The organism is Iodobacter arcticus, from assembly GCF_042664895.1.
Taxonomy (GTDB): Bacteria; Pseudomonadota; Gammaproteobacteria; order Burkholderiales; family Chitinibacteraceae; genus Iodobacter; species Iodobacter arcticus.
This window is the reverse complement of record NZ_JBHTBQ010000019.1, coordinates 21,522-41,717: the sequence shown is the minus strand read 5'-3', so window position 1 is coordinate 41,717 and position 20,196 is coordinate 21,522. Positions and strand designations below refer to the sequence as shown.

Annotated in this window: 21 protein-coding genes; 15 read left to right on the top strand and 6 right to left on the bottom strand. The window is 48.2% G+C overall.

The annotated features are described in order from the left end of the window. The first annotated feature begins 56 nt into the window (after positions 1–56). A complete protein-coding gene (gene hisD, locus ACFQNF_RS11435) occupies positions 57–1,352 on the top strand; it encodes a histidinol dehydrogenase (protein WP_380188096.1) in 1,296 nt (431 codons plus the stop codon). Positions 1,353–1,925: 573 nt separating this feature from the next. After that, the gene (locus ACFQNF_RS11430) at positions 1,926–2,708 is read left to right on the top strand and encodes a helix-turn-helix transcriptional regulator (RefSeq protein ID WP_380188095.1); all 783 of its coding nucleotides are present in this window, start codon (positions 1,926–1,928) and stop codon (positions 2,706–2,708) included. A gap of 105 nt (positions 2,709–2,813) precedes the next feature. On the opposite strand, the gene ACFQNF_RS11425 is transcribed toward ACFQNF_RS11430, so the two are convergent. The 6 genes from ACFQNF_RS11425 to ACFQNF_RS11400 form a co-directional block, all read right to left on the bottom strand. Next, positions 2,814–5,024 (bottom strand): carbohydrate-binding protein, encoded by a 2,211-nt coding sequence (locus ACFQNF_RS11425; protein WP_380188094.1) that lies wholly within the window; start codon positions 5,022–5,024, stop codon positions 2,814–2,816. A 336-nt stretch (positions 5,025–5,360) separates the two neighbouring features. Further along, positions 5,361–6,974 carry a glycoside hydrolase family 3 protein gene (locus ACFQNF_RS11420; RefSeq protein ID WP_380188093.1) on the bottom strand — a complete coding sequence of 538 codons (1,614 nt, stop codon included), beginning with the start codon at positions 6,972–6,974 and terminating at the stop codon, positions 5,361–5,363. 224 nt (positions 6,975–7,198) lie between these two features. Beyond that, on the bottom strand, positions 7,199–8,179 hold the full coding sequence (locus ACFQNF_RS11415) for an ABC transporter permease (RefSeq protein WP_380188092.1): 981 nt from the start codon (positions 8,177–8,179) through the stop codon (positions 7,199–7,201). Positions 8,180–8,382: 203 nt separating this feature from the next. After that, complete coding sequence (locus ACFQNF_RS11410) at positions 8,383–9,861, bottom strand: sugar ABC transporter ATP-binding protein (protein WP_380188091.1); 1,479 nt, start codon at positions 9,859–9,861, stop codon at positions 8,383–8,385. Between the two features lie 264 nt (positions 9,862–10,125). Then, positions 10,126–11,187, bottom strand: coding sequence for a substrate-binding domain-containing protein (locus tag ACFQNF_RS11405; protein ID WP_380188090.1), 1,062 nt, complete (start codon positions 11,185–11,187; stop codon positions 10,126–10,128). A gap of 287 nt (positions 11,188–11,474) precedes the next feature. Beyond that, entirely contained in the window at positions 11,475–12,749 is a 1,275-nt protein-coding gene (locus ACFQNF_RS11400; protein ID WP_380188089.1) for an ABC transporter substrate-binding protein, read from the bottom strand. A 351-nt stretch (positions 12,750–13,100) separates the two neighbouring features. Between ACFQNF_RS11400 and ACFQNF_RS11395 the strand changes: the two genes are divergently transcribed. From ACFQNF_RS11395 to tatB, 13 genes are all read left to right on the top strand, one after another. Continuing rightward, positions 13,101–13,427 (top strand): TfoX/Sxy family protein, encoded by a 327-nt coding sequence (locus ACFQNF_RS11395; RefSeq protein ID WP_380188088.1) that lies wholly within the window; start codon positions 13,101–13,103, stop codon positions 13,425–13,427. 173 nt (positions 13,428–13,600) lie between these two features. Beyond that, positions 13,601–13,726, top strand: coding sequence for a hypothetical protein (locus ACFQNF_RS11390; protein ID WP_380188087.1), 126 nt, complete (start codon positions 13,601–13,603; stop codon positions 13,724–13,726). Between the two features lie 188 nt (positions 13,727–13,914). Beyond that, a complete protein-coding gene (hisB, locus tag ACFQNF_RS11385) occupies positions 13,915–14,508 on the top strand; it encodes an imidazoleglycerol-phosphate dehydratase HisB (RefSeq protein WP_380188086.1) in 594 nt (197 codons plus the stop codon). Continuing rightward, positions 14,508–14,966 (top strand): hypothetical protein, encoded by a 459-nt coding sequence (locus ACFQNF_RS11380; protein WP_380188085.1) that lies wholly within the window; start codon positions 14,508–14,510, stop codon positions 14,964–14,966. The genes hisB and ACFQNF_RS11380 overlap by 1 nt, the downstream gene beginning before the upstream one ends. Before the next feature lie 8 nt (positions 14,967–14,974). Next, positions 14,975–15,616: an imidazole glycerol phosphate synthase subunit HisH gene (gene hisH, locus ACFQNF_RS11375; protein WP_380188084.1), complete on the top strand. Its 642-nt coding sequence runs from the start codon at positions 14,975–14,977 to the stop codon at positions 15,614–15,616. Between the two features lie 209 nt (positions 15,617–15,825). After that, complete coding sequence (gene hisA, locus ACFQNF_RS11370) at positions 15,826–16,566, top strand: 1-(5-phosphoribosyl)-5-[(5-phosphoribosylamino)methylideneamino]imidazole-4-carboxamide isomerase (RefSeq protein ID WP_380188083.1); 741 nt, start codon at positions 15,826–15,828, stop codon at positions 16,564–16,566. 66 nt (positions 16,567–16,632) lie between these two features. After that, positions 16,633–16,974: a hypothetical protein gene (locus ACFQNF_RS11365; RefSeq protein WP_380188082.1), complete on the top strand. Its 342-nt coding sequence runs from the start codon at positions 16,633–16,635 to the stop codon at positions 16,972–16,974. Positions 16,975–16,986: 12 nt separating this feature from the next. Beyond that, positions 16,987–17,760 (top strand): imidazole glycerol phosphate synthase subunit HisF, encoded by a 774-nt coding sequence (gene hisF / locus ACFQNF_RS11360; RefSeq protein ID WP_046351645.1) that lies wholly within the window; start codon positions 16,987–16,989, stop codon positions 17,758–17,760. 557 nt (positions 17,761–18,317) lie between these two features. Beyond that, positions 18,318–18,713: a phosphoribosyl-AMP cyclohydrolase gene (gene hisI, locus ACFQNF_RS11355; RefSeq protein ID WP_380188081.1), complete on the top strand. Its 396-nt coding sequence runs from the start codon at positions 18,318–18,320 to the stop codon at positions 18,711–18,713. Positions 18,714–18,869: 156 nt separating this feature from the next. After that, positions 18,870–19,196 carry a phosphoribosyl-ATP diphosphatase gene (locus ACFQNF_RS11350; protein ID WP_046351643.1) on the top strand — a complete coding sequence of 109 codons (327 nt, stop codon included), beginning with the start codon at positions 18,870–18,872 and terminating at the stop codon, positions 19,194–19,196. 3 nt (positions 19,197–19,199) lie between these two features. After that, positions 19,200–19,556: a histidine triad nucleotide-binding protein gene (locus ACFQNF_RS11345; RefSeq protein WP_380188080.1), complete on the top strand. Its 357-nt coding sequence runs from the start codon at positions 19,200–19,202 to the stop codon at positions 19,554–19,556. Between the two features lie 19 nt (positions 19,557–19,575). Continuing rightward, positions 19,576–19,767, top strand: coding sequence for a Sec-independent protein translocase subunit TatA (gene tatA, locus ACFQNF_RS11340; RefSeq protein WP_046351641.1), 192 nt, complete (start codon positions 19,576–19,578; stop codon positions 19,765–19,767). A 9-nt stretch (positions 19,768–19,776) separates the two neighbouring features. After that, complete coding sequence (gene tatB, locus ACFQNF_RS11335) at positions 19,777–20,196, top strand: Sec-independent protein translocase protein TatB (protein ID WP_380188079.1); 420 nt, start codon at positions 19,777–19,779, stop codon at positions 20,194–20,196.

Below are 20,196 nucleotides of genomic sequence, written 5' to 3'. Positions count from 1 at the left end.
CAGATGATTTTCTTACTTGGGTATAATCGTCCCACGATAGATTTTTGGACTCTGCCATGTTGCGTCGCCTTGATTCTCGTTCTGCTGATTTTCAATCACAACTCGCTGCCCTGCTGGCTTTTGAAACCTCGCAAGACCCGGATGTTGATACCCGAGTTGCGGCCATTCTCGACGATGTAAAAGCACGCGGCGATGCGGCGGTGGTGGAATATACCCAGCGCTTTGACGGCGTTGCCGCGCAAACTATGGCCGAGCTGGAGCTGACCCAAGCCGAGCTAAAAGCGGCTTTCGAGCGCCTACCCGATGTGCAGAGAGATGCCTTGGTGGCCGCAGCAGAGCGGGTACGCAAATATCACGAACACCAAAAAATGGCGTCCTGGCAATACACCGATGAAGACGGCACTGTGCTGGGCCAGCAGGTAACGGCGCTCGATAGAGTAGGGATTTATGTGCCGGGCGGTAAGGCAAGCTATCCATCATCCGTATTGATGAATGCCATTCCCGCCCATGTGGCCGGAGTGGCCGAAATTATTATGGTGGTGCCCACACCTCGCGGCGAGCGCAATGATCTAGTGCTGGCCGCAGCCTATGTCGCCGGAGTAAGCCGTGCATTCTGTATTGGCGGCGCGCAAGCCGTGGGCGCGCTAGCTTTTGGCACCCAAACCGTGCCTGCTGTGGATAAAATCACCGGCCCCGGCAACGCTTATGTGGCCGCTGCTAAGCGCCGTGTGTTTGGTGTGGTTGGCATTGATATGGTGGCAGGGCCATCAGAGATTTTAGTGATTTGCGATGGCACCACCGCCCCAGATTGGATCGCGATGGATTTATTCAGCCAGGCCGAGCACGATGAAATCGCCCAAGCGATTCTGCTTTGCCCTGATGAAGATTTCATCCAACAAGTCGCCACCAGCATCGAAAAGCTGCTCCCCACCATGCCACGCCAAGACATTATTCGCGCGTCACTCTCTTGTCGAGGCGCTTTAATCAAGGTGAAAGATCTGCACGAAGCCTGCGAAATTGCCAATTATATTGCGCCGGAACATCTGGAATTATCCATCGCTACCCCAGAAGTCTACCTAGCTGAGCTACGTCACGCGGGTGCGATTTTTATGGGCAAGTTCACCAGCGAGTCTTTAGGCGATTATTGCGCCGGACCAAACCACGTCCTCCCCACCGCCCGCACCGCCCGCTTCGCCAGCCCGCTCGGCGTTTACGACTTCCAAAAACGCAGCAGCATCATCCAAGTTTCAGAAGCCGGCAGCCAAAAACTAGGCCGCATCGCCAGCACCCTCGCCCACGGCGAAGGACTCACCGCCCATGCACGATCGGCGGAATATCGCTTGAAAGATTGATTGCTAAGCAAGCTACGGCGAAAAACCCGCCGTAGCTTGAGGCTGAAAACCCAAATCTTGAAACACGGAGGACACTGAGAACACGGAGTTTCACGGAGAAAAACAGCCCTTGAATTAAGTCATTTTTGTTGGGTTTAAGTACTCAAAAATCAGTTAATCTGGACTCCCATCGCAGCTAGTAGCAGGGGGCTTAAGTCACCCCTTGAAGCACGCCGAAGCGAGGAATAAGCGGATCGGGGTTTCGGAAAAGGGGTAGCGAGGCAGCGAGCGAGCAGCCTTTTTCGCCGAGCCGATTATCCGCAGTGAGGGGCTTTCGTGCTGGTCGGGGCGGCCTTCTTTGCTTACTTTCTTGGCCGTTCAAGAAAGTGAGTCCCCCGCGGGGGATTCCCGCACCAAAATCCACGTGCCGAAGGCACTAAAAATAGGCTTTTGCATCACTTAGCGCTAATTAGATAAGCCCATCACACAAAAACTCCCCCCCGCAACGCAACATTCAATCCCCCCATCCCACAACAGCTAAGCTAAAATGAATCTCGCAAATACCCCGCGCCTTAATCACTTTCAAGCTAAAGAATGACCACTGACCAGACTAAGCAATTGATTGAACAACTTGAAATGAAAATCAGCTCATTTCAATATGTGCTCGCCTATCGCAATATCTTTGTGATTAGCTTTTTTAGCTCGGGTGAGATTCTGGATCATAATTATCCTTCGCACGAAACCGCCACCCAGCTCGATCATTTCAGCTTTTTGATCGGACAGGATAATCTTGCGGCAATTAAAGCGCTGATTAAAACCTCGGTAAGTGGTGCAGACGGCTGGAAGTTTTTTAACCGTGATTTAAAGCTACATTTATTTCGTGTAAATCCCACGCTTTGGCATATCGAAGTAGGCTCTTTAGAAGAAGAAAACGACAGTCATTACCCAAGCCCGGATTTTGCTAAGTTTTATAGCCTTACCGAAACCCTAACCGAATTCAGGGAATGGCAAGATAGCGGCGAAATTGATGAAGTATTAGAGCGTATTCGCAGCCAGCATCTGCCACAAATCAGGCAGGTAAAGGCCACGATTTCTGATCCGATTTTAATGATGTGCCTCGATTTAATCGAAGGCATTGTGGCTTCCGCAATCAATGATAATGGCGATATTGATACCAGCCTATACGCCCTACTCACGCCCTCCGAAGTACAAGTCGCCAAATTTATTAAAGTAGGCATGTCGACCAAAGAAATCGCACAAAGCTTAAGCGTGGCTTCCAAAACCGTTGAAAATCATAGAAATAGCTTAAGAAGTAAATTGGGCATTACCAATAAAGGCATTAATCTGCGTAATTATTTAATTAGTTTATCCACTTAATCAATTTCCAGTATCAGTCATCTCATTATATTTTCGCAAAAAAAGCCCTGCCATCAATCGATGGCAGGGCTTTTATCTTTCACTTACTTCATTAGCACCGATGGCTTATTGGCAAGCAGCGCCTTTAGTCCATACATCGTTTGTGCCTGGCTCATTACCCTGTGTCCACCATTTATTGGTGTACTCAAAGCCTTTATGTGAAACCTTAGTACCGCCAGCAGCGTAAACCTGTGTTGCAGACCAAGCAGCTGCTGCGCAAGTGCTTGAGCTGCCCGCTTCAAAACTGACAGCAACACTGCGTGGACCAGTCACATTCACCAAGGTAAACGCGCTGCTAATGGCTTGTGCTACGCCATCTACAGTAATGCTCTTAATTTTGAAATTGGCGTTAGGTGTAATGGTGAAAACTTGATTGGTTTTATCACGCACTTGCACCACGCCAGAAGGCGCAATCACACCGCCTGCGCCAGCCGAAGCCGTTACAGGGAAGTAAACCGCAGTCGATGGATCATCAATCTTAATATCGCTGTAATTGCCGGTTACGCCGTAGAAATTCTTGGCCGACAAATCAGAGATTTTAGTATTGAGTAAACGCAGCGCTTTAGTATCCCCACCATTAGAAGCTGGGTTTAAAGTCAGTACAACATCAGCACCCTCTTGCTTCAAAGCTAAGGCACCAAAGTTGTAAGCAAATGCGGCTAGATTAACGGTGGTATTTGCGGCTTTAAAGTAATCAACGCTCTTTACCTTGCCCCAGCCCCATGAAGTCGGGTTTAGCAGCACGGTGTATTCAAGCGAAGAATAGCTGCCGGTCATATTGCTAAACATATCGCTAGTCACTTGCGCACGTGTTACGCCCGGTAATTCGATCCAAGAGTAAATACCACCATCCGCAGCTTGTGTACCTATAAACAAGCTACCGTTGTCTTGGAATATTTTCAGGTGCTTAAAGCCTAAGCCTGCAGTCCCTTGAATCTGATCCAGCGCCGGGTTAAAACCAGCCGCGGTTTGCTTGCCCGACCATGCCAGTTTATACACAGCAGAAACAGCGATCACTGCGGCAGGATTTGCCCTAACGGTAGCAGCAGAAACTTTCTCAAGTAAAACAGACTGGCCCGCAAACTGCAGCAATGCACCGCCTGCGCTATCTGTAACGGCTAAATTGGCCAGCGGGTTAGAGCCAGTCCAGCTACGTAATACCAGCTTATCATTACCCACAACAAAGTCTTTTACTGTGGTCGTGCCACCTGGGAACTGGCTAAGATAAATAGTGTTTTTACCGCCGCCGGTATAAACAATGTCATTCCCCAAGCCTGCCGATAACACTTCATCCAGCGGGCCACCACTGATGGTGTCGTCGCTCGGAGTATCAATTTGCGTATCGTAATTACCAAATTTATGGATATACGTTGTGACGCAAGTGCCTTGCTCATCGCAAGCCACTTTATTTGTGATTAATAAATCCGCTGCGCCCCAAGCACCACCCAAATGAGCTGCCGCCAATAAGCCAGACATGGTGGCTTTAATCGTGATCGCATTGCCCTGCTCATCCTTACCCGGCCAAGTTTTAGCTAAAGCCTGTGCCCAAGTGATATTTGCAGCCGCTAATTTTTCTGACATTACGCCATAATTAAAACGCATGGCATCACGAATCACATACTCTTGTTTTGCAGGGTTTTTTAAATCCGCAAAGCTATTTACGCCATTTCTGCCAGAGAACGTTCCTTCCCAGCGATTATTGTGCGTACCGCGAACTTTATTACCGCCAGAGCCAGGAATTTCAATCGTGGCTTCTGTCACGCCATTTGCCCAAACTGAATCAGGCGCAAAAATATAGAATTTATCTAGGCTTTCAGTTGCAGAAACATATTTCACCGGTGTGTAATAACCGGTATCAATCATTAATGCTTCGCCCAGCTGATAGCCAATAAAGCCCCAAGCATTGAGCGAGCTATATTGCATGGTTTTAAACATTGCAGCTTGATCCGCTGCATTGGGATTATAAATAGTATTAAGACCCAGCTTGGTAAAGTACTGATTAACCGTTGTAGGCTCAATAATTAAGCTGCCAGTAGCTGGATCGCGCACTGGCAAGCCAGGGACCACTACTTTGGCATAGTGAAGAATAGGTGAATTAAAATTTTGCTTATAAAACTCTGCTTTAGCAGGATCAATACCCGACTCAAAAGCACGCATATTTTCAAGGAAATCTTGGAAAGATCCCTTAGTTGCAGCAGGTGCGGCAATTGCAACCATTGGTACAGAAACTAATAAACTAGCTAAGATGGTTAAGCGGTGTTTCATTGAATTTTTCATGCGTCTCTCTGTTTAGGATAAATGCTGTTTAAAAAGCAAGTTCTTTATATTTTTTGAAAAATTTAATACACAAACTCAAACCCAGCCTATTTAATTACTGCACCTCCTTTTAATAAAAAAAATAATTCTAAATATTGTAGGGTGGGTAAAACTCCAATTCTGTCAATTTAAGGATAATTCGTAACTTGGGTAGCAGTCTGCGTGCGAGGTTTACCTCGTTCAGCGATATATCGCTTAACCCAACATTCTTTTACGCCAAATATTGTATTACGCTGGTTTATCCGCCATTTAAATGGGCGAATAAACCAACTAAGCCAAGCTACAAAAGCATCCCAATCAGATACTCAGGCAAACCTGCGCCGCAGCGCGTGCGCTGCATTCACGGCTGCCATATGCACATACATGGCCAGCTAATTCCGGCACTGGCTCATAAGCATTACGTAAACCAATCACCACTAATTGCTTACCGAATTTGGCTGCTAATTCAGCAACCAGTGCTTTAGAGGCCGCTTGTTTGAAATCTTCGCCGGGCAGTGGGTAATTTTCGATCACGGCCAGAACCAGCTGCTGAGATGTTACTTTCACCCCGGCAAGCCATGCTTTGGCCTCGGTGTAATCCAGAATACTCAAGCTATTGCTGGCCATGCCCGCGCTTATTTCTGCGGCAAAATAATCAAAAGCGGGTGTTGCTTGATTTGGGCCAATGCCGCGTGGATTCACCAAATTGTCGTAATCGGCCAGCGGCGTGGTTTGCAATACAAAAACTTGCTTCTGCAATTGGATAGGTAGATTGCGAGCTGGATCGGCCAAAATTTTGACGGCTGCTTTGGCTGCGGCTTGCTCCACCTTGCGGTTTACCTCTGGATTAAACTCGCTAAATAAAGGCATACCCACCAAACGCGCCAGCTTGAAAGCCACGACGCGCTCTACAATCTGATTCAGCTCAGCTTCTGGCATACGCCCGTCTTCTACCGCACTGACAATGGCTCCGATCATGGCGAGCTGGTTTTCAAGGTAATTATCGTTGTGATCGTAATGCTCTTCAGAGAGCATCATCATGTCGATACCGGCTTTAAACGCAATAATGGCGGCTTCTACCGGCGGAAAATTACGGCGAATCGCGCCCATATTCATGCTATCGGAAATCACAATGCCTTTAAAACCGAGCTTCTCGCGCAATACACCTTGCAAAATGGCCTTAGATAAGGTGGCCGGATAGACAGGATCGATCTGCGGATAGCAGATATGTGAAGTCATCATCAACTCAACCCGTGCATCAATCGCGGCTTTAAACGGTGCAAGGTCTTCCACCATCAGCGTTGCCAGAGACTTATCCACCACGGGGATTTCACGGTGCGTGTCGCCCGTAGTGTCGCCGTGGCCGGGAAAATGCTTGGCGCAAACGACAATTCCACCATCATGCGCACCATGCACCGCCGCCCCTACTTGCACCGCCACCTGGGCAGGCACTTCACCAAAAGCACGTGTATCGATAATAGGTGAGTTAGGTTGCAAATTAACGTCAGCACATGGGCCAAGCACACAGTTAAAACCAGCCGAGCGCATTTCAATGCCAAACACGCTATACATTTGCGCGCTAAGCGCAGGATTATCGGCGCTGCCCAAGGCCAGATTGCCCGGCCCTGTGGTTGATTCCGGGGTCAGCACGCTCCACGCGCCTTCCTGATCCACACCCAAGAGCATCGGTACGCTATCCACTCGCTGATTCACAATCGCGGCCATCGCTTGAGTCAGCTGACGTGCCTCAGCAAAAGTAGCCGCATTATCCTGGCTTAAGTAACAGCCACCCAAGTTGTAGCGCTCAATCAAAGGCCGAGCTGCTTCGGCGTCTTTGCCGGGGAAAGCCAGAATAAACAATTGCCCCACTTTTTCTTCTAAAGACCAGCCACTTATTTTTTGTGCTGCCTGGCTGCGAAACGATTCAAACATACTAAAACTCCAAATTTAAGCAATAAAGGGCCATAGGCCGTGTAAAACACGGTCTGAGGGGAATAAGGAAATAGGTAATTCAGGAAGAAAGATCTGTAGACACAGAGAACACCGAGCGCACAAAGAACACAGAGAAAAACACACGCAAGCATTAGCTCTCGATTTTCTCTGCGTGCTCTGAGTTCTTCCTTATCTCTGTGTCTACAGACCTTTTAAAGATTTGATCAGCGCTTTTTCTTGCGCAAATTGCCCATGGTCAGCGTAACGGCAAAGATAATAATCAAGCCGCGGAAAATCATTTGCTGATCGACATTTAGCCCCATCAGCACCAGCCCGTTATTCACCATACCCATAATCAGCGCGCCGATAATGGAGCCCATCACCGTACCCTTGCCGCCAAATAGGCTGGTACCACCAATAATCACCGCGGCCACCACCATCATCAGATCATTTTCGCCTAGGGTGTAGCGCGCACTTTGCAAGCGGCCTGAGTAGAGAATGCCTGCCAATGCAGCAAGGAATGCATTAAGCACCAGCACATAGAGCTTGATTCGATTGACATTAATTCCTGAATACATTGCAGCGATTTTATTGCCACCACTGGCCAGCACTTCCTTGCCAAAAGCAGTGCGGCGCAGCAATACATGCCCCAATGCAGCAATCACGATCATCCAGATAAATAACACCGAAACAGGGCCGATATCGCCAGAACCAAACACAAACACAAAAGTTTCGTTCTCTACCGGAATCGATTGCAAGGCGGTAATCCAGCGCGTAACCCCAGTGATAATCCCCGCCATACCGAGGGTCACCAGAAAAGAGGGGATGCCCACTTTCGCCACAAACAAGCCATTAATCAGCCCACACAAAGAGCCTGCAAGTAAGGCCCCCAGCACGGCCCAGCCCATGCCATAAGGCATAAGCATGGCGGCGGTAACGGCGGATAACGCCACAATTGCGCCAAAAGACAAATCAATTTCTGCGGCAGATAAAACAAACGTCATCCCCACCGCCATGATGGAAATCATGGCGGTTTGGCGGGCGATATTCATCAGATTACCCGCGTCTAAAAAGCCCTTGTCGTGCAGGGTGATCGAAAAAAACAAGAAAATGCCGATAAAAACCAGATAAATAACCGAACTTTTCCAATCGATCTGGCGGGCGGGAACAAGCCCTGTTTCCGCTTTATTTGCCGTGATATCCATACCATCCCTTTTAGATTTAGGAATTAGATTTTCTTTTTGCATGGCATGGCGCACTGCGCTTCAGCGAGCGACTAAAAACCGTCGCACGCCGAGCTGCGAGTGCGCCCTACTCTTTGATCTTGTCGCTTGAGCAGATTGGGTTACGCCGGTTTATTCGCTAAAACCCGCGAATAAATCGGCTAACCCAACCTACGCCCTGATCCCTACTGCACCGCAGCTAGCAAACGCTCTTCTGTTTGGCCTTCTTTAATCTGCCCGGAAATCCGTCCTTTATTCACGATATACGTGCTATCGCAAAAACTGGCGATTTCGCTGTATTCGCTAGAAACAAAGATCACAGCATTTCCCTGCGCCGCGTATTCATTCACGATGCGCATAATTTCGTATTTGGAGCTCAGATCAATACCAAAGGTAGGATCGTCCAGCAGCATGACGCGGGCGTTGGTGCTCATGCATTTGCCAATGACCACTTTTTGCTGATTGCCACCCGATAAAAATCTCACCACCTGATCTGGACCACTGGTTTTAATATGCAGGCGTTTAATCAGGCTTTCGACTAATTCCCTGCCGCGTCCCTCATCAAGCAGTAAGGGAGACGACAATTTATCAAACAAAGACATTAGCATATTGTCAGCAACACTAAAATCTAAAACCAAACCTTGGCTGCGCCTATCTTCTGGCACAAGATTGATGCCCAGCTTAATCGCGTCTTTCGGGGTTTTAATTTTAACGCGCTGACCAGAGAGCAAAATCTGCCCGGATTTAATACTCTCCAGACCAAAAATGGCTTCCAGAATCTCGGTACGGCCACTGCCAAGCAAGCCCGCCAAGCCAACCACCTGCCCCGGATATACTTTGAAAGACACATCTTCCAAGACCGACGTCACCACATTGCGTAGCTCTAGCAGCGGCGTTTGCTCCGTATCCACCGCGCGCTGCCAGTTTTCATTGGCATTACGATGGTGGCCCAGCATATCGGCGACGAGCTCTTCAATATTAGTGCTGATCACAGGGCTGCTGCGCACCAGAAAACCATCGCGCAGCACGCTGACTGAATCGCAAATCTTAAAAATATCGCGCAAATAATGAGTGATATAGATAATCGAAACGCCTTGCGATTTCAGCGTGTTCACCACAGCAAACAGCTTTTCGATTTCCTTATCGGATAAAGACGCGGTAGGCTCGTCCAGAATCAAAACCTTGGCATTTTGCGAAATAGCTTTGGCAATCTCGATAAACTGCTGCTGGCCCATCGTCAGCTCGCCCACGCTTTGCCAAGGATCAAGCACGATGCCCATTTTCTCCAGCACCGCCAGCGTGGCCAGCTCCATGGCATGGTGATCGACCATGCCGCCCCGGCCCAGCCAATTGCCCATAAAAATATTTTCAGCCACGCTCATCGTCGCAACGAGGCTTAGATCCTGATAAACCATCACAATGCCAGCATCGCGCGCATCGCGTGGCGACTGAAAATCGACGGGCTTGCCAAATAATTCCAGCTCACCCGCATCGCGCTGATAATAGCCATTCAAAAGCTTCATCAGCGTGGATTTACCCGCTCCATTCTGGCCCACAATCGCATGCACCTCACCCTGCCTAAGGGTGAAATCAACGCCCTTTAATACGGCATTGCCATCAAACGATTTAGTGAGTCCTCGTGCTTGAATTGCAGCTTCATTCATTGAGGTGGAATCCCTGTTGCTTGGCGGGTAAAACCCAATCCTGTCAACTTAAGGTTAAAAACATGGTTGGATTTGCATAAGGTGTGCAAATCGTTGCGCATCACTCTTGGTGACGAGCGACTGCGTGATTACACACCCTGCGAAACTACCCTGAGAAAACAGTGCATCTCAGAATCATCATCTCGTTCTTATGATTTCTCTGTGTGCTGTTTTTAAACTCAGTGTTCTCTGTGTCTACAGACTTAAGGTTTTTATCAACAGCCATTATTTTTTTGCTGCCAATGCCTTCACAACAGCATCTGGCGGCTGGCGAAACAAAGCTTTTTGCCACTGAGTAGACAAATTAGCCGAGGTCACCTTGATCGCGTCCACAGTCACAAAAGCAGGCGTTGGTTTATTGAGCAGGGACATCGCGCCCATCGTGGCCAAGGTTTTACCCATATCGTAAGGTAGATCGCTCACAATCCCCGCCACATTACCGCCCTTCACCATATCCAGCGCATTGGCCGCGCCCAAATCCATAGTGATCACTTTTACGTCTTTACGACCCGCAGCACGAACGGCCGCAGTCACACCTTCAGCAATCGCATCCCAAGGGGCGTAAATGGCTTTCACTGATGGGTTTTGCGTCAGAATCGCCGAAGCAATCACTTCACCATCATTGGGATTAGCGATGCCTTTATCGGCCACCACTTTGATATTTGGATAACGCGCCAGCACTGCTTTTACCGCGTTATCGCGCTGATTGGTCACATAGTAATTAGCCGCGTGGTGCATCACTGCCACATCGCCCTTGCTGCCAATGCTGTCTGCCATCAACTCCGCTGCCGCTTTGCCCATACCAAATAAATCATCGGTCACAATGCCTGCGTAATCTTTGCCCGCTTTATATCCCTGAGGCGCATTGCTGATAAACACCAGCTTCACGCCCTGCTGAGTCGCTTGTTTGAACGCCACAGCACCGGACACGGGATCAATCACCAGCGAAATAATAATATTGGGCTTTAGCGCCAATACGGTTTCTAGATCGGTGCGCTGTTTTTTTGGGTCCATTTCGGCATCAGTCACGGCCACGACTTTAATGCCTAATTCATCAAACACCTTTTTCGCACCCGCAATCAAGGCGGTCGAAAAATCTGAGGTGGTGTGCATCAAAATAGCCGCTTTATAATTTTTCCCCTTAAGCTGAGCAACATCTGGTGCCGCCAGCTTCACTTGGGTATAAGAGGTCGGTATTTCGCCATTTGGCCCCACGGTACGATCAGCAGCTGCAAAGGCAGAGCTACAGCACAGGGTAAGCAGCAGAACTTTCAAACTAGAGCGCATTTTCCAACCTCAGTGCATGGGTGTTTATAGGTGTAGTATAGGTGTTTTATAGGTGCAGTCAATCACTTGACATAAAAAACAAGCAGATTTTGTTGATCTTGATTTAAGCACTACATTTATTGCCGATTTAAGTAAAATAAGATGTATAAAATGGCTCAGCAAACTCTGTTTGCGCCGCTTAATCGATGTGCCCACGGCCGCTCTGCTCAGCCACAATACAAAAAAATTCCTCTGCCTAGGCAGAGGAATAAAATGCCGATTAACCGGCAGAGGAAAACAGAGGTTTATTACTTAGCAGCAATACGCGCATTCCATTTTTTAGCCGCAGTATCCAAAGCTTCTTTAGCCGATTTACGGCCTTCTACTGCTGCCTGCACTTCATCATTAAATTCTTTACGCATCGAAGTATCATCTGGCATCAGCGCTGCAGGCAATGTCAGCGTACGTGCCGCGCCCATTGATTTAGCCGCAGTTGCGCGTGCTACACCCACTGGATCGCCACCATTTGCTCCCGACATAAAGAATGCATTTTCTGCCGCTTTACGAGCCGATGGGAAGGTTGTGCCCGTTGCTTGCGAGAAGCCCAATTGTTGCTCGCTATTAGTTAGGAACAAGCCCAGTTTTGCCGCTGCTTCTGGTGATTTGTAGCCTTTAGGCGCTACAAAAGACATCAGCCATGCACCCAACGCCATTTTGCCATCGCCCGTAGGGAAAGCCATCACCGCAGTTTTATCGTAAGCAGGCTTATTATCTGTTACCAATTTACCCAATGCGGTTGGGCCAGTGGTCATCATGGCGATTTTACCCGCGCCATAGCCCGCAATTTCTTGTTCGTATTCAAGACGGAAGCTGTCTTTTGGCAAGACACCTTGCTTGTAAAGATCAGCAAACAATTGAACTGCCTTTACATGCTTAGGGCTATTAAATGCCGCTTTACCCTTTTCAAAAATAGGCAGGCCCATATATTGGAACCAAGGAATCATGCCGCCATCGCCACTCTTGGTTGCCAATTTAGGCGAGAACGCTGCAACGCCGGTTTTTTTGGTAATTTCACGAGCAGCGCTAATAAACTGATCAAAATTCTTCGGATCATTTTTAATGCCGCTCTTATTTAGGATCTCTTTGTTATATGCAATAACCGATACTGCGTTATAAAAAGGGAAACCATAAATTTTGCCATTAACCGTTAGATCCGCCAAAGCGCCTGGCTGATATTCTGTTTTGTTTTTACCAATTAAAACATCCAGCGGAACAATCAAATCTTTATGAGCAAATTCATGCGTCCATGGCGTATTAAAATTCACCAGCGCCGGTGGATTACCTGCAGCAATTGCAGAAATCAGCTTAGGTTGAATCTGATCCCAGTTCATATCAACCCAAACGGCTTCCAGCTCAGGGTTGGCTTTATTAAAGCGCTGAACGGTATCGTTCCAATATGGGGCAAATTTGGTCAGGTTAAATGTCCAGAATTCAACCTTAGTCGTATCTGCGGCCTGAGCAAATGTTGAAGACAATAAAGCGGCCAGCATCAACGGACGAACTAATTTAAAACGCTTTGACATGATTCTCTCTCCGATTTTATTAAGTGGGTTTTATATCCCACCATTTTTGGAATACGACCTTGTTTTGACTCGACTAGCTAATTGATGCTTTTTTTAAAAATTGAACTTCAAAACACTTAACAGATTTCTCGCGAGAAATGTATTTTAACCACTGAAAACAGCACTTATAAAGCGCTTTGCTTAGGTAATCAAAAGCAAAATGTAGGCATTTCATAGGTACAAGTCAAGACATAGGCATATTCGTTGTATTTTTGGCATAGATAGCAGCACAGAACGCTGATGCAGCCTTAATGTAGTGCCGTGCCATAAACTACATAAATAGTTTAAATTACTCGCAAAAAGGAGGAGAAAATGGCTAAACGAAGTGAATATGTAGCATATTTGCTAGAACTACTCGCCCCAATGGGCACGTTGCGTGCCAAGGCCATGTTTGGTGGCTACGGCTTGTATTGCGATGAAATTTTCTTTGCCATCGTTGCAGACGATATTTTGTATATCAAAACAGATGCAGAATCGAAGCCTGATTTTTGCAAGCTAGGGTCTGTTGACGTTTCATTCACGGCTGCGTTGGCTGCAGTTTTGGGGCTGAACAAGGCAAAAGACGCAAGGTGGTACGAGTACCATGAGCGTCTTTTAACGCCGTGCAGCCCCAAAAATGCAGCCAACCCGAAGGGCTGAGTCGGAAAACGGCCATTCACTGCGTTATGCTCCTCGGAAATAACTAGTTATTGCCTTCGTCGCATGCCTTGTGCTTGGCCGTTTTCCGGCTCAGCGCAATTGTGAATGAAACGTCAACAGACCCTGGGCCTCAAGCCATTTAGCTACAGCAAAAAAACGGCTTAGAACTAAGCATGGCGTATTACCCGCTGCCCGAAGACGCTTTAGAAGAAGCAGCAACAATGATTTTCTGGGCAAAAAATGGCATCGCAGCGGCACTGCGTCAACGCCAACCACTGAAAAACAAAGGTAAAACATAACAAGTCTCTGTAATACGTAAGCAGTAAAGACTTCACGACAAAGCGGTTCTCGTAGACAATTAGCCAAGCATGCGGCCTTCGGGAAGAAGCCTGTCATTCGGGCTGAACCTTGATCGATCGCAAGTGTCTGAATCTATTTGCAGACGGCCATTGTTTAAATCTACTGTCCCTTGATCGAGAGTATCGAAATGCGTCAGATTACTGTTAGTCGTAATACGCTGGAAACCCAGATTACCGTCACGCTCAATCTTGATGGAACAGGGGTATCAAAATTTGATACCGGCGTGCCCTTTTTTGAACATATGCTCGATCAGGTGGCTCGCCACGGTTTATTCGACATCGAAATCAAAGCGATCGGCGATTTACATATCGACGCCCATCACACCGTAGAAGACGTTGGCATTACCTTGGGCCAAGCCTTTGCCCAAGCCGTGGGTGATAAAAAAGGCATTCGTCGTTACGGCCATAGCTATGTGCCACTTGATGAAGCACTGAGCCGCGTAGTGGTCGACTTATCAGGCCGTCCCTGTCTGGAATACAACGTTGAATACACCCGTGCCATGATTGGCGGCTTTGATGTTGATCTGTTTGGCGAATTCTTCAGAGGCTTTATCAATCACGCGGCCATCAGCCTGCATATTGATAACCTGAAAGGCCAGAATGCCCACCATCAGGCCGAAACCGTATTTAAAGCCTTAGGCCGCGCACTGCGTATGGCCGTAGAGCTAGATGAGCGCATGGCGGGCATCACACCTTCTACCAAAGGCACTTTAGTCGGCTAATGCGGCTACTTATCACCACTCTTGCGCTCATTTTGTCCTGCCCAAGCCACGCAGCAGCCAACTGGCTACAATGGGCACAGGATCGCGATTCCAGCGGCTGGATAGATACTGACTCAGTAATAGAGCGGCGTAATCATATTTACTACCGCTATCAGTGGCGCTATTTAAATCTGCAAAACAGCCCGCATGGTGAATACGATAAGCGGCAAACAAGTGCTGCGGTAGATTGCCAGGCAGAGCAGAGCGCCAGCTTAAAGCATCTTTTATTGCGGCAAGATGTAGCAATTGCTGAGCTTAGCGGCCATGATTTCATCTCACAAGATCTGGCCGGCACCGTACATGCTGTCGCTTGCCTGATCGCGGAGCAGAAAAAACGTGGCACAGCCTTGCAACTGTGTCAGTATCAAGCTGATATCAATCACCCGATCTGCGGCAATGAGGCCCTGATCAAACGCTGAAAATCACCATGAAAATTGCAGTCGTCGATTATGGAATGGGTAATTTACGCTCGGTTACCAAAGCTTTAGAACACGTTGCAGGCAACAGCGCTGAAATTGTGCTGACCGCAGACCCTAGCGTCGTGGCCGCTGCCGATAAAGTGGTTTTCCCTGGCCAAGGTGCCATGCCCGATTGCATGAAAGAGTTGACTGAGCGCGGCTTAAAACAAGCCGTACTTGATGCCACCCACAACAAACCTTTTCTTGGCATTTGTGTGGGCGCGCAGCTTTTATTCGAACATAGCGAAGAAGGCAATACCGCTGGCCTTGGCGTTTTTAAAGGCAAGGTAGTGCGCTTTCCAAAAGATAAAATGTTTGATGCCCAAGGCCAAAAACTAAAAGTGCCGCACATGGGTTGGAATGAAATGTTTAAAGTGCATGATCATCCGCTTTGGGCTGGCATTAACGATGCCGAACGCTTTTATTTTGTGCACAGCTATCACTTTCAGCCCACAGAAAATATTGCCGTTTTAGAAAGCAGCTACCCATATCGCTTTGCAGCAGCAGTAGCAAGGGATAATATCTTTGCTATTCAATGCCATCCTGAAAAAAGTCATCATGCTGGTCTAAGCTTATTAAAGAATTTTGTAAACTGGGACGGATGTATCTAAAAGGGAGATGAATGCAAAATATCTGAATGCCGCGCTTTGCAGCATTAAAAGCAAGGAGCTAATAGCAGGGGTTTTCTCAACAATACCCTGCAATTGGGCCCATTTAGAGCAGCCATCCATCGTATTTTTCTTTTATACTGACTTGTAATGTCTTGATTTAATCATGGCAAAACTTTTTCTCCACACTAAATTATAAACCTGACGCCATCATGCTTATCATTCCTGCAATCGACCTTAAAGACGGCCAATGCGTACGCCTACGCCAAGGCGAAATGGACGATGCCACTGTATTTTCTGACGATCCGGCCAGCTTTGTAAGCCACTGGTTAGGCCAGGGCGCCCGCCGCATGCACCTTGTTGATCTAAACGGTGCCTTTGCTGGCAAACCCAAGAATCTATCTGCGGTTAAAAGCATTCTCAAAGCAATCAATGGCGAAGTGCCCGTCCAGTTAGGTGGCGGCATTCGCAGCTTAGAGACCATAGAAATGTATCTGGATGCAGGCATCGATTACGTCATTATCGGCACCGCAGCCATCAAGCAACCCGGCTTTTTACACGAAGCCTGCGATGCTTTCCCCGGCCAGATTATTGTAGGGCTGGATGCCAAAGATGGCTTTGTCGCCACCGATGGCTGGGCCAAGATTACGGATCTGAATGTGATTGATCTGGCCAAGCGTTTTGAAGGCTACGGTGTAGAAAGTGTGATCTACACCGATATCGGCCGCGATGGCATGCTCTCTGGCGTGAATATCGAAGCCACCGTGAAACTGGCCCAAGCACTAACTATCCCCGTGATTGCCTCAGGTGGCCTGACCAATCTGGATGATGTTAGAAAGCTAGCTGAAGTTGAAGCAGAAGGAATCGAAGGCGTGATTACAGGCCGTGCCATTTATGAAGGCACCATAGACTTTAAAGCGGCGCAAGAACTGGCCGACGAACTGTCTAGCTAAAACCGGGCAGAAAAACGATGGCTTTATGCTCCGTTTTTCTTACCCCCATGCCGCGACAAGGTGCCCATGTCACAACCTGACTGGTATGAATGGGCACAAAATGAGCGAGCCATTGGTGAGTATTTTCTTGCAGAAAATCCACTCTGGTTTAAGCAGGTGTGCCAGCTCTTATTTGATTGCAACCCAATGATGATCAATTTGGTGGCAAACCCCGAAGACTATGCGTCTGAAGTGGGGAGTATTTTACGTATTCTGCCGCAATGCCAATCAGTACAAGATGTGCAAGACGTTTTATACAACGTCTTTACCCAGTGGTTTAGCCCGGAATTTGCCGGCGGCCTTAGCCAGTATGCTGATACGGCACAAAAATTATGGGCACTCTGGCTTAACCAGCAACTTGATGACTAACGAAAAAACCTCATGCCTCTCGCAAAACGTATTATCCCCTGCCTCGACGTCACCGCTGGCCGTGTTGTAAAAGGTATCAATTTTGTGGGCCTGCGCGATGCAGGCGACCCGGTTGAAATTGCCAAGAAATACGATGCTCAGGGTGCAGACGAAATCACTTTTTTAGATATCACCGCCTCATCCGATCAGCGCGATATTATTTTGCATGTGATTGAAGAAGTCGCCGCGCAAGTGTTTATTCCGCTCACCGTTGGTGGCGGCGTGCGCGTCGTTGATGATATTCGCCGCCTGCTGAACGCAGGCGCAGATAAAGTCAGTATCAACACCACAGCAGTAACCAATCCGCAAATGGTCAAAGACGCTGCGGATCGCTTTGGCAGCCAGGCCATTGTAGTGGCTATTGATGCAAAACAAGTCAGCCTGCCGGGCGAACCATTACGCTGGGAAGTATTTACTCACGGCGGCCGCAATGCCACGGGGCTGGATGCCATTGAATGGGCCACCCGTATGCAGATATTGGGTGCTGGTGAGATTTTACTCACCAGTATGGATAGAGATGGCACCAAGATCGGCTTTAATCTGCCACTCACCCGTGCAGTGAGCGATGCAGTGGATATCCCCGTGATTGCCTCGGGTGGCGTCGGTAATGTGCAGCACTTGGTAGATGGCGTGATCCAAGGCCACGCCGATGCTGTACTGGCCGCGAGCATCTTCCACTTTGGTGAATACACCATCCGCCAAGCCAAAGAAGCGATGCGTGCAGCGGGAATTGAAGTGCGATTGTGAGCTGCTGTTTTACCTAGCAAAACCCAAATCTTGAAACACGGAGGGCACAGAGAACACGGAGTTTCACGGAGAGAAACAAGGCTTGAGTTAAGTTGTTTTACGTTAGGCTTTAAGTATTTAAAAACCCAGCAATTAGGATTCGTATCGCAGCGAGTGGCACTGGGCTTAATCCCCCTTGAAACACGCCGGAGTGAGGAACAAGCGGGGCGGGGTTTCGACAAGGGAGCGAGGCAGCGAGCCAATCCCGCCCGCCGCCGACTCGATTGTCCGCAGCGAAGGGGCCTTCGTGTTTCGTGGGGTGGCCTTCTTTGGCTTCGTTTCTTGGCCACACAAGAAAGGAAGGTCCAGCGGGACGCCCGCACCTAAATCAACGTGCCGAAGGCACTAAAAAAGGTCTTTTGACTTTGGTTAGCGCGTATGGAGTGAAACCCGCCGTTTACGTAGCTTTTTAGACATAAATGGCGGATTTCACCCGCCCTACGATGACTTAGCTAGCTTGATAGTAGGGTTGTGTGAGGCTTGTCCATTAAATACTCAATGAGAATAAAGGTCGACTGATGAGTTGGTTAGACGAAATTAAATGGGATGAAAAAGGCTTGGTCCCCGTGATTGCACAAGATAAAGACAGCGGCCGGGTGCTGATGTTTGCCTATGCTAATCGCGAAGCCGTGGCACTCACTGCCGAAAAAAACACCGCACATTACTGGACTCGCTCCAGACAAAAGCTCTGGCATAAAGGCGAAGAATCGGGGCATTTTCAGAACGTGTCGGCGATTCAATTTGATTGCGATGGCGATGTACTGATTTACCAAATCGAGCAAGTAGGCGGCATTGCCTGCCACACTGGCCGCAGCAGCTGTTTTTTCCGCACCCTGCTTAATGATGAATGGGTCATCACAGACCAAGTTATCAAAGATCCGTCTACTATTTATGGCTCTACAAATAAGCCATAAATACAGCAGATAGGTAAGGCAGTTTAAAAATACACCGCGGTATCAGTAAAATGATAGATACGTCGCTAAATCCGCAAGATTTCCATATATTCGCCACATACTTGTAACCTAATAGCAATATAATCAAGCTCTGAATTGCATCAGGAATAAAGATCTATGGTTTCCGCAGACATTTTAGAACGCTTATCCGCCACACTGGCCAGCCGCCGTGGTAGCGACCCCGCCACCTCTTATGTTGCTAAATTGTTTCATAAGGGCACGGACGAAATCTTGAAAAAGGTGGGTGAAGAAGCCGTTGAAACAATTATGGCGGCCAAAGACGGCGATAAGCTGCATATTGTTCGCGAAGTTGCTGATCTATGGTTCCACACGTTGGTCCTGCTTGAGCATATTGGCCTTAGCCATGAAGATGTACTGGCAGAATTAGCCCGCCGTGAAGGCATCTCCGGCATTGATGAGAAAAACGCTCGCAAGGAGCTATAAGCAATGAGCGATTGCCTGTTTTGTAAAATTGCGGCTGGCGAGATCCCCGCTAAAAAAGTGTTTGAAGACGATGATGTGATCGCCTTTCACGATATCCATCCTGTGGCCCCTGTGCATTTCTTGCTGGTGCCCAAAATTCATATTGATTCTTTAGCCCATGCGACAGCTGAGCATCAAACTTTGCTTGGTAAAATGCTCTTGCTCACCTCAAAACTGGCTGCAGAACAAGGCTTAAGCGATGGCTATCGCACCATTATTAATACTGGGCACGGCGGTGGGCAGACATTTTTCCACCTGCATATGCATATTATTGGCGGTAAACCGCTATCCACGAATATCTCAGAAATCAGCACACAATAAAGCATAGGAGTTATACATCATGGGTTCATTCAGCATCTGGCACTGGTTAGTCGTATTGGTGATTGTTGTTTTGGTGTTTGGCACCAAAAAGCTGGGCAATATCGGTAAAGATTTAGGCTCGGCCGTAAAAGGCTTTAAAGATGGCATTAAAGACGGTGAAACACCGGCAGCCAAAACAGAAGATAAACCTGTCGACATTAACAAACCTTAAGGCTGGCCCGTGCTTGATGTAAGTTTTGGCGAGCTAATAGTTATTGGCGCCGTCGCCTTAATCGTCGTTGGCCCAGAGAAACTCCCTAAAGTTGCACGCACTGCTGGCGCTTTGCTTGGCCGTGCACAGCGCTTTATCTCAACAGTAAAAGCAGATCTGGATAAGGAGTTTCAACTGGCGGAATTAGCCAAGGTTGAAGCGGAAATCCGTGCCGAAGCCTCAGCGCTTAGCCAGACCATACACCAGCCCTTAGAAGAAGCGGCTCAGGCTTTATCCGAGCCGCAGCCTCTGGAAGAAGCAATTCAAGCCGATCAGCAAGCGGCTCAAGCGCTCGCTGCAAAAACGGTTGAGATTCCACCCGGCCCTCAGGGTGATTTATTCGCTCCTCCCGCACCTCCTCTTTCAGGCTCCAGGCCAGATCGGCGTTAA

Bases quoted from the DNA above. Each gene is read 5' to 3' on its own strand.
- hisD (WP_380188096.1), top strand. From the start codon at position 57: ATGTTGCGTCGCCTTGATTCTCGTTCTGCTGATTTTCAATCACAACTC.
- ACFQNF_RS11430 (WP_380188095.1), top strand. From the start codon at position 1,926: ATGACCACTGACCAGACTAAGCAATTGATTGAACAACTTGAAATGAAA.
- ACFQNF_RS11425 (WP_380188094.1), bottom strand. From the start codon at position 5,024: ATGAAAAATTCAATGAAACACCGCTTAACCATCTTAGCTAGTTTATTA.
- ACFQNF_RS11420 (WP_380188093.1), bottom strand. From the start codon at position 6,974: ATGTTTGAATCGTTTCGCAGCCAGGCAGCACAAAAAATAAGTGGCTGG.
- ACFQNF_RS11415 (WP_380188092.1), bottom strand. From the start codon at position 8,179: ATGGATATCACGGCAAATAAAGCGGAAACAGGGCTTGTTCCCGCCCGC.
- ACFQNF_RS11410 (WP_380188091.1), bottom strand. From the start codon at position 9,861: ATGAATGAAGCTGCAATTCAAGCACGAGGACTCACTAAATCGTTTGAT.
- ACFQNF_RS11405 (WP_380188090.1), bottom strand. From the start codon at position 11,187: ATGCGCTCTAGTTTGAAAGTTCTGCTGCTTACCCTGTGCTGTAGCTCT.
- ACFQNF_RS11400 (WP_380188089.1), bottom strand. From the start codon at position 12,749: ATGTCAAAGCGTTTTAAATTAGTTCGTCCGTTGATGCTGGCCGCTTTA.
- ACFQNF_RS11395 (WP_380188088.1), top strand. From the start codon at position 13,101: ATGGCTAAACGAAGTGAATATGTAGCATATTTGCTAGAACTACTCGCC.
- ACFQNF_RS11390 (WP_380188087.1), top strand. From the start codon at position 13,601: ATGGCGTATTACCCGCTGCCCGAAGACGCTTTAGAAGAAGCAGCAACA.
- hisB (WP_380188086.1), top strand. From the start codon at position 13,915: ATGCGTCAGATTACTGTTAGTCGTAATACGCTGGAAACCCAGATTACC.
- ACFQNF_RS11380 (WP_380188085.1), top strand. From the start codon at position 14,508: ATGCGGCTACTTATCACCACTCTTGCGCTCATTTTGTCCTGCCCAAGC.
- hisH (WP_380188084.1), top strand. From the start codon at position 14,975: ATGAAAATTGCAGTCGTCGATTATGGAATGGGTAATTTACGCTCGGTT.
- hisA (WP_380188083.1), top strand. From the start codon at position 15,826: ATGCTTATCATTCCTGCAATCGACCTTAAAGACGGCCAATGCGTACGC.
- ACFQNF_RS11365 (WP_380188082.1), top strand. From the start codon at position 16,633: ATGTCACAACCTGACTGGTATGAATGGGCACAAAATGAGCGAGCCATT.
- hisF (WP_046351645.1), top strand. From the start codon at position 16,987: ATGCCTCTCGCAAAACGTATTATCCCCTGCCTCGACGTCACCGCTGGC.
- hisI (WP_380188081.1), top strand. From the start codon at position 18,318: ATGAGTTGGTTAGACGAAATTAAATGGGATGAAAAAGGCTTGGTCCCC.
- ACFQNF_RS11350 (WP_046351643.1), top strand. From the start codon at position 18,870: ATGGTTTCCGCAGACATTTTAGAACGCTTATCCGCCACACTGGCCAGC.
- ACFQNF_RS11345 (WP_380188080.1), top strand. From the start codon at position 19,200: ATGAGCGATTGCCTGTTTTGTAAAATTGCGGCTGGCGAGATCCCCGCT.
- tatA (WP_046351641.1), top strand. From the start codon at position 19,576: ATGGGTTCATTCAGCATCTGGCACTGGTTAGTCGTATTGGTGATTGTT.